We start from the raw sequence: 7,496 nt of genomic DNA, 5'->3' as shown, positions 1-7,496 counted from the left end.
TTCAAATCAAGCAAATAACCTTTATAGAAAAAGAGAAGACTCCATGTCATCTTCTGCAAATAACCTGGAAGTTTATAATACTGTGAGGAAGTTTTATGCAAATTGGGTCGAAGGTTATCTTGCTAAAATACCTGATCACAATCCTATTATTGATACCCTTTTAACGGCTTTTAAGAAAAGCCTTGTGTACGCAGAAACTCAGCCGGGAATTACACTGTAATTCTTATTTACTTTTATAAAAATAAGTACTCCCAGGAGGCACAGACCACACAATAGTCCCAACACAGGAGCACTTGTTACATTTAAACTCCAGCCTGTAACATAAGATCCAAATACATCGCACAAATTAATAATAGCTAAGTAAGTAGTGAATTGAGAACCTTCAATTTTCTTAAGACATAAGCCCATCAAAATAGGAAAAACAGCTACGCTCAGCAAGGGATCAGCAAGATTCCAGAGTACAAGTGCCAGGCCTGAATATACCTGAAAATGCCAAAATGTATACGTTACGTTGAGTATCAGTAAAAATATACAAACTGCCCACATAACCTTAATCTGCAGGTATTTGGCACCCAATTTATCAGATTGGTTACCTGCTATAAGTATTGCAATAAAAGTAACAATGCTGCCCCAGCCACCCTGTAAAACAGACACCCTATTGTCGGGCCACTTCATAACATTTATAAGGTGGTAAGTATAAGAACGGATGAAGACGCTGGAGCAAAAATAGATGACCGCAATTAAACCAAGGTACTGCAGACTTTGTATGCTTGTAATACCATAATAAATATTTTTGAAGACCATTTTAAAAGGTGGGTTTTCTTCACCTGCGTTGTTTACACGGTTGCGTTTTACAAAAGCCGGCAACAAAGTATTCCCGCTGTTTATTTTGGTGAAAAAGAAAAGTACTGAAAAAAAAGCAAGTAAAAGTGTATGTACGATGGCTACCGTTTTAAAATTATAGTTGTGCAGCATTATTGAAAAAACAGTAGAACTAAATGCAGTACCTAATAAAAACCCGCCCCTCATAAACCCGTTCATTTTACCCCGTTCATTTACAGGCGTAATAGTGATAGCCATCGCATCTACACTTGCTACCTGTATAGATGCGGCAACGCTGTTGGCAAAAAAAATTAAACCGAGGGATGACAAATTATCTGAAGGTTGGCCGATGTAAAATAATCGTGTGGTAATTATAACTGAGGCCCATTGCGACAATACAATCCAGTGTTTACGGTTTCCCATGGAGGAGTACTGAAACCTGTCAATTAATGGCCCCCAAACAAATTGTAATATCCAGGGTAAGCCAGCAAGGGCTATAAAAGTACCGATTTTCTCGGGGTGAACATGCTGTCCTACCAGGAAGTTGGCAATTGCAGTAAGCGAGAAACCAGCCGGCACTCCTTGTAAAATATACAAATAGAAAAAAGTAAAGTAGCGTAACCGGTTGCTTTCACTTAGCACAGGAAATTTCATCAGCATTTCTTTTATAAATTATTGTGCACACAACCATTCCTTAAATTTTGCGCCTGTTTTTAATTTATGAAAACCAGGCAATTATTTGTTTTTCAAAAAATTCACCGTTCCAATCAAAAACCTGAAACCTTCCCAGCATTTTTACATCTGCTTCAGCACTCACACTTTTCTGTTCCGTTGTAAAACATCCGGTAATCTTCAGCCTGCTTACCACGTCAATCGTTAACCCGTTGTATCTGCCAAAAGGATAAGCAAGCATATTAACTTTTATGCCGTAATTTTTTTCGAGGTCAGATTTTGACCCATTTATTTCTTTTAACTGACTAAATCTCTTTTTGGTGGATAGATCCGGGTGCGTTATTGTATGGATACCCAACAAAAAAAGCCGCTCAATTGACAATTCTTTTAGCTGAAAATCATTCATCGGAAAATCCTGGTCGTTTTTTGAAATGCCTGCCGATGCCCATGTTCTTAAAGTATCCATTACTGTATTGATTTTTTTGCAGGATAAAAGCAACATACGCTCCCATAATTTAAGATACAATGAACACCTGTCAGTAGGCGGTTCTTCGTAATATTTCCATTGTTTATGAAGCCTGTACATTTTAATTGTAAGTACGGGTTCAACAAGGTGATGCTCAAAAACTTCTGTACCTGTTTTAATGGATAAAAAAGCTGGCAGGTGTTTAATGTGAAGCAGCACATTTAAAAGTTCATCCCACCAAAATTGTTTTTGCCGGCCAGTTACACCGGTTGTTATAAAAAAGGTTGCCGGGCAATTGTAATTTTGCAGTAATGGTTTAGCAAGCGTAAAATTATCGGTATAGCCATCATCAAAAGTTATGCAGACGGCATCCTGGATAATTTTTTTGGCGGAAACTTGTTGCAATAATTCCCGGGTGCTGATTACATTGAAACCATTTTTCAAAACCTGTAAGTGTTGTTCAAAATTTTGAGGCGAAACACAAAGTCCCCATGGGTCTGTTTCAGCTTCAGCAATTCTGTGATACATTAAAACCAGTATTTTGGAGGCACTATATTTATCAGACATCGAAGACTTTTTTGTAAAAAGATCCAATTAAATTTTACGATATGTAAAATTATTTTTTATAAAATCTACCGAAAACAATTTGTTTATATCAGCTTTTAAAAGTTTTAAAAATAAAGCAGGGTTATATTTCAAAAAGATTAAAATATCAACCCGGTTTTTGAAAACAGCAAAAGGCTTTCTACTTGTATACATCCTGTAACATTCCAGACAATGATATTCTTTCCATTGATTTAAACCTTTGTTGTATGCTATAACTTCACTGGTATTTCTAAGAAAAGGCCCTTGCTTCTTTATTACACTGTAAATTGAGTTGATCATAGCCAGATAGTTATGTGACAAACTCTTCTTATGAAAGTTGTAGGTTGCAATAAATTTCTGATGATGATACACTGGATATTTTCTTGCAATATTCAAATACAGGTCATAATCCTCACAAGTTTTTAAACATTCGTCATACCTTAATTCATCAAACACCCACCGCTGAAACATTACAGCAGCAAGCATTCCGATATAATTACACTCTAATAATTTTTTGTAATGGTTGTCAGTTACCTTTACGGTAATTGCTTTTGCAGATGCAGATTCCGCACGTAGAAAAAAGTAATTTCCGGATACAAATGCTAGTTGAGGATTATTTGCAAGTTCAGCTGCATTTACGTTAAGCGCATTCTCTTCAAGCCAGTCGTCTCCATCCAAAAACACTACATATGTTCCGCTACTTTTTAAAATGCCGGTATTGCGGGCGGCAGACACTCCTTTGTTTTCCTGATAAAAATATTTTATCCCGGCAAAGTTTTCACTTACACACCTGGTATTATCTATCGATCCATCATCTATCACAATTATCTCAAACCTGGGATATGATTGGTTTAATACACTTTCAATTGCCACCGGTAAAAAAACAGCGTAGTTATAAGTTGTTATTATTACACTTATAAGTGGTATAGTTAAATTGTCTTCATTCATATTATCCGTAAATATTTTTTTCAATTTTGGTAATAAGCTTTTAATATTTCTTTTAAAACAATAAATATTAGATTGAAAAATAACAGGCACGGTATATAAATAATTGCCCCGGCAAAATTAATAGTGTATCCAAAATATTCCACCCTTCACACCCTGTCGTTACCTTCTAACAATTTTTGTCATAGTGCGTATCAATTAATTTCACATGATAATTTTAGCTTGTTTAAATGTATCTCTTTCTTCCTTTTCACAGCTTATTTTAGGCAAACCAACTTCGTACCAAAATAACGATGCAAGCTTTTTAAACAATGACGGAAAGAAAAAGTTTGGAAGAAAGAAACAGATGAAGATGAGCTGAATGAGCAAGATGTCGATGTGAATGAACAAATAGATGGTGACTTTGTGACCAGCCTGTGTTAAATGGACAAAGAGATGAGCATAGCAATGCCAATGAAAACGGAATAATTAATTTATCAACAGATAATGTAATTGAATAAAGAGGTAATTTCTACATTGGTGACGATCCCTAAAAGATGTACAGTGAAAGTCTTAAAACACTCACAAGCGCTTTACCAACCCATCAGCATCAGGCAACATCTCTTTTATTGCATTTTGCATTTGCGTAGGGATTTTACATCTATCCATACCCATTGCCTTATTTATATTCTTTTCAGAAAATTCAATAATAGTATTATTTTTTCTTTTCGGGTATCCGTATTTCAAAATTGGTGTTTTACAATCTTAGCCTTATATGCTTTTTATCTTAAACAATATATGTATAACACTTTCCTTTTTTTACTTCCCAACTTTAAGGCATGATTCTACCATTATTATATAAGATGCAAAGTGTTGCCAATAAAATATCAGATTCAACTACCCTCGTCTTTATTAGAGAAAATAACTTAAGAGGCTTGAACAAATCATACAATAAATATGCACCTGTAATTTATGGTGTAATCTTCACCCACACTGCCGATAAGAGTGTTGCAGCCTGGATTATTATACAACTATTTGTACACTTAAATCAAGCGAAGATTTTCCTGAAAATCAACTTTTCGCTATGTGTCTCCATGATAAAGTACACACACATATATTTGAGGCAAAAATTGAAAATAAGGGGAATAAATTTTACAGTATCCCTTATTGAGGCAACTTCCTTGTTTCAAACCTTCTGTTTTCAGTTGACTACCATTAAGCAAGAGTCTTCAAAATTAAAAATTTCTAAAAAAGAAGTAACACAATATCTCTACAAAGAATTTTTAATACCCGATTTTAAAAATAAAGATACCCAACAACTTCAACAGGAAGAAGTCTGCAAAGCGCATGTATTGCTCTATCATTAACTTCAAGCCTTTATTTATCACTTCACAATTAAAATTTAAAAAAGATAAAAAAAAGACGGCTATCTGGAGCGAAAACAATCAATAATCATGATCCCGGCAATCAAAAAAGGAAGCATAACCTCTTCAACTTGGATGAGTGAAAAGCGATGGAATGAAAAGAAATGAAGATGAAAACAATGACTGAGTTGGAAGATATCACATTGCTGGCCGTTTGGAATAAAATGAAAAAATTCAATTAAATTTCGTCACCTTAATTTTTCATAAAACGTAAAAAACACAAATTATGATTACAGGAAAAATATTTTTAGGCGTAGCGGCAGGTTTAGCTGCCGGCATAGTAGTGGGCATTTTAATTGCGCCTGATAAGGGTTCGGTTACTGTGAAAAAAATTACCGACAAAGCAGGTGTGTATTCTGATGAATTAAAGGCTATCCTCACCGGCGGAGTAAAAACTGTGACAGATAACTTACAAAATATCGCTGGAACTGTAAATGATTTAATAGAAAAAAGCCTGTTGGTAAATGTGGATACAGCGCAGAAAGCAAAAACCGAGGTAAACAACAATTATTCAAAATATTAAATTAAAAATACGAAAGAAGTAAGCAATAAAATATCGAAAAATTTATTGAGCTGGTAAAAGATGTACTCATCTGCAGGATGATAAGGAATGAAAAGACAGGGAACATTCATGATGAAGGACAATGACTGTAAACAAAGCAGATGATGATAGCATGATGTGGTTTTTTGCTACACATCATCTTGTAAAACAACAGAAATAAAAAAAGTAAAAATGTTTCCATTGTTATTACCAATGAAGGCGACAATAATTATTTAATGAATCCTGGAATTACTGATTTAGTAAGCGATAAAGTAAGAATGAAATACCTGTGGAGTTTGCTTATGAAGGTATGGTTTCCAACTGGCTTATAAAACCCAGATTTGACATTAAATAAAGTAACTCCCGATGAAGTAAATTATTGGAACAGTAGTTCCAGTATGGTGATGTTTAACGTGCTGAAAGCTACTGTTACGAAAAGGAATACCCGGAGGGCGAACAACGCACGAATTTTTTGATATGTGAGCCATTGCTGCAGAAATAAAGATGAGCAAGCGTTGGTTCCAATTGATTTAAAGTCTGCATTTGACTGATAGATTTAATTTTTTCAATTCTCAATTTTATATTTAAAAATTAAAATAATGAATAAAAATAAAAATGTTCAACCGGAGCAAGAATCTGATTTAAATCAGAAATGGCATTCGGATAAAAGAAATGACAAAACAAAAGAAACTGATTTTACTGAACCGAGTTCGAAACATGGAGATTTAAACCCAACAAATAAGATCTCCGAAAATATTCATACAATGCCTGCAGAAGAACAGCAGTTTGAAGATAACGTTTAAAGTCTGGCAATAATGATAGTTATTTATGATTGCCCGTTCTTTTATTTAATAGTACACTACATCCAAAAAAAATTATTGATTATGGCAACAAAAACTAAAACTGTTAAAAAGAAAGATGATCCATGCTGGAAGGGTTATCACCAACTGGGTACCAAGATTAAAGGCGGTAAAAAAGTGCCTGATTGTGTTCCGGAAGCAAAGAAAAAAAAGTAGTGCCTCGAAAAAATCTACGTGTAATAAAACGATCGTTTTAAATTGTTTTAAACAATAGTTGTAACATTTAAAAACAAACAAATGGACAAAAATAAAAAAGGCTCCACGAGTTAACAGAAAACCAGAACACTTGCCCATGACAAAGACAATGTGAAGCACGACTCATCATCTAATAAAATGCTTGATTGAAAAAGTTATGCCAAATCAGAAAAGGGTATGCCGGCCTCAACCGGCAGGTCTGCAATGGGTGTCAAGACCAGCAAAGGAAGATAATTTATTTTAATCAGGGGGACTGTGTTTTAATCGCACCATTGAGGAATTGAAATTTTTAATCGCCTGTTGTGCGAAGTAGCGGTCAAGCAACTTTTAATCGCACTATTGAGGAATTGAAATCTGCACGAATCAATGTCGTTGTACTGCGCCAGCGCCCTTTTAATCGCACCATTGAGGAATTGAAATTTAATTTATGGCTAAGAAAATAAAATTGCCCGAAAGCTTTTAATCGCACCATTGAGGAATTGAAATTAGTCATGTGGGTTAGGTTATAAGTAAACGTTACGGTCTTTTAATCGCACCATTGAGGAATTGAAATGCGTAACTAATTGATATACAATGCCAGCAAACTAACTTTTAATCGCACCATTAGGAATTGAAATCTCACACCAGGCTAATGTTTCCCAACCCATCCACCTCTTTTAATCGCACCATTGAGGAATTGAAATACAATGCCAATTTAGTAACAGTAATAATCGGAATACCTTTTAATCGTACCATTGAGGAATTGAAATACCCTTCGTCCATCCTCAATGACACAGGGAGGTGTACTTTTAATCGCACCATTGAGGAATTGAAATACATTTAAAAATATAAGAATAGTATCAGCCAAAGACTTTTAATAGGCGATGAACGAATTCCTTGATGCTTTCTCCAAGGCTTATAGCAATTACCGCATCATATTATGCTTCGATGGCGCAGGATGGCATACCAGTAAAGCATTGGCCCTGCCAGCGAACATACAGGCATTGCTGCTGCCTCCATATTCACCC

Annotated in this window: 8 protein-coding genes, 2 pseudogenes and 1 CRISPR repeat array; of the genes and pseudogenes, 7 read left to right on the top strand and 3 right to left on the bottom strand. The window is 35.0% G+C overall.

Features of this window, described 5'->3' with window-relative positions; all coding sequences use genetic code 11:
- Positions 1–220 (top strand): annotated as a pseudogene (locus H7254_RS05310) (hypothetical protein); the annotation flags it as partial.
- Here the strand turns inward: H7254_RS05310 and H7254_RS05305 are convergent.
- The 3 genes from H7254_RS05305 to H7254_RS05295 all read right to left on the bottom strand — a co-directional run bounded on the left by H7254_RS05305 (position 199) and on the right by H7254_RS05295 (position 3,517).
- Entirely contained in the window at positions 199–1,476 is a 1,278-nt protein-coding gene (locus H7254_RS05305) for an MFS transporter (protein WP_301931992.1), read from the bottom strand. The pseudogene H7254_RS05310 and the gene H7254_RS05305 sit on opposite strands and share 22 nt — an antisense overlap.
- Positions 1,477–1,540: 64 nt before the next feature.
- On the bottom strand, positions 1,541–2,527 hold the full coding sequence (locus tag H7254_RS05300; RefSeq protein WP_301931991.1) for a polysaccharide deacetylase family protein: 987 nt from the start codon (positions 2,525–2,527) through the stop codon (positions 1,541–1,543).
- A gap of 27 nt (positions 2,528–2,554) precedes the next feature.
- Complete coding sequence (locus H7254_RS05295) at positions 2,555–3,517, bottom strand: glycosyltransferase family 2 protein (protein WP_301931990.1); 963 nt, start codon at positions 3,515–3,517, stop codon at positions 2,555–2,557.
- A gap of 181 nt (positions 3,518–3,698) precedes the next feature.
- Here H7254_RS05295 and H7254_RS05290 point away from each other — a divergent pair, with 181 nt between their 5' ends.
- The 6 genes and pseudogenes from H7254_RS05290 to H7254_RS05270 all read left to right on the top strand — a co-directional run bounded on the left by H7254_RS05290 (position 3,699) and on the right by H7254_RS05270 (position 6,450).
- Positions 3,699–3,851, top strand: coding sequence for a hypothetical protein (locus H7254_RS05290; RefSeq protein ID WP_301931989.1), 153 nt, complete (start codon positions 3,699–3,701; stop codon positions 3,849–3,851).
- A 748-nt stretch (positions 3,852–4,599) separates the two neighbouring features.
- Positions 4,600–4,836, top strand: coding sequence for a hypothetical protein (locus H7254_RS05285; protein WP_301931988.1), 237 nt, complete (start codon positions 4,600–4,602; stop codon positions 4,834–4,836).
- A gap of 283 nt (positions 4,837–5,119) precedes the next feature.
- Positions 5,120–5,416, top strand: coding sequence for a YtxH domain-containing protein (locus H7254_RS05280; protein ID WP_301931987.1), 297 nt, complete (start codon positions 5,120–5,122; stop codon positions 5,414–5,416).
- A gap of 212 nt (positions 5,417–5,628) precedes the next feature.
- Positions 5,629–5,766, top strand: a pseudogene (locus tag H7254_RS21425) (pyridoxamine 5'-phosphate oxidase); the annotation flags it as partial.
- A 267-nt stretch (positions 5,767–6,033) separates the two neighbouring features.
- The gene (locus tag H7254_RS05275; protein ID WP_301931986.1) at positions 6,034–6,237 is read left to right on the top strand and encodes a hypothetical protein; all 204 of its coding nucleotides are present in this window, start codon (positions 6,034–6,036) and stop codon (positions 6,235–6,237) included.
- Positions 6,238–6,318: 81 nt separating this feature from the next.
- Entirely contained in the window at positions 6,319–6,450 is a 132-nt protein-coding gene (locus H7254_RS05270; protein ID WP_301931985.1) for a hypothetical protein, read from the top strand.
- 296 nt (positions 6,451–6,746) lie between these two features.
- Positions 6,747–7,304: a CRISPR direct-repeat array (repeat unit 29 nt; unit sequence TTTTAATCGCACCATTGAGGAATTGAAAT).
- Positions 7,305–7,496 lie beyond the last annotated feature (192 nt).

Origin of the sequence: Ferruginibacter sp., from assembly GCF_014377975.1 — a bacterium.
Lineage (GTDB): Bacteria > Bacteroidota > Bacteroidia > Chitinophagales > Chitinophagaceae > Ferruginibacter.
This window is presented reverse-complemented; position numbering and strand designations above follow the sequence as displayed.

Excerpts from the sequence above, each read along its gene's own strand:
- H7254_RS05300 (WP_301931991.1), bottom strand. The coding sequence starts at position 2,527 with ATGTCTGATAAATATAGTGCCTCCAAAATACTGGTTTTAATGTATCAC.
- H7254_RS05280 (WP_301931987.1), top strand. The coding sequence starts at position 5,120 with ATGATTACAGGAAAAATATTTTTAGGCGTAGCGGCAGGTTTAGCTGCC.
- H7254_RS05290 (WP_301931989.1), top strand. The coding sequence starts at position 3,699 with ATGATAATTTTAGCTTGTTTAAATGTATCTCTTTCTTCCTTTTCACAG.
- H7254_RS05275 (WP_301931986.1), top strand. The coding sequence starts at position 6,034 with ATGAATAAAAATAAAAATGTTCAACCGGAGCAAGAATCTGATTTAAAT.
- H7254_RS05305 (WP_301931992.1), bottom strand. The coding sequence starts at position 1,476 with ATGAAATTTCCTGTGCTAAGTGAAAGCAACCGGTTACGCTACTTTACT.
- H7254_RS05270 (WP_301931985.1), top strand. The coding sequence starts at position 6,319 with ATGGCAACAAAAACTAAAACTGTTAAAAAGAAAGATGATCCATGCTGG.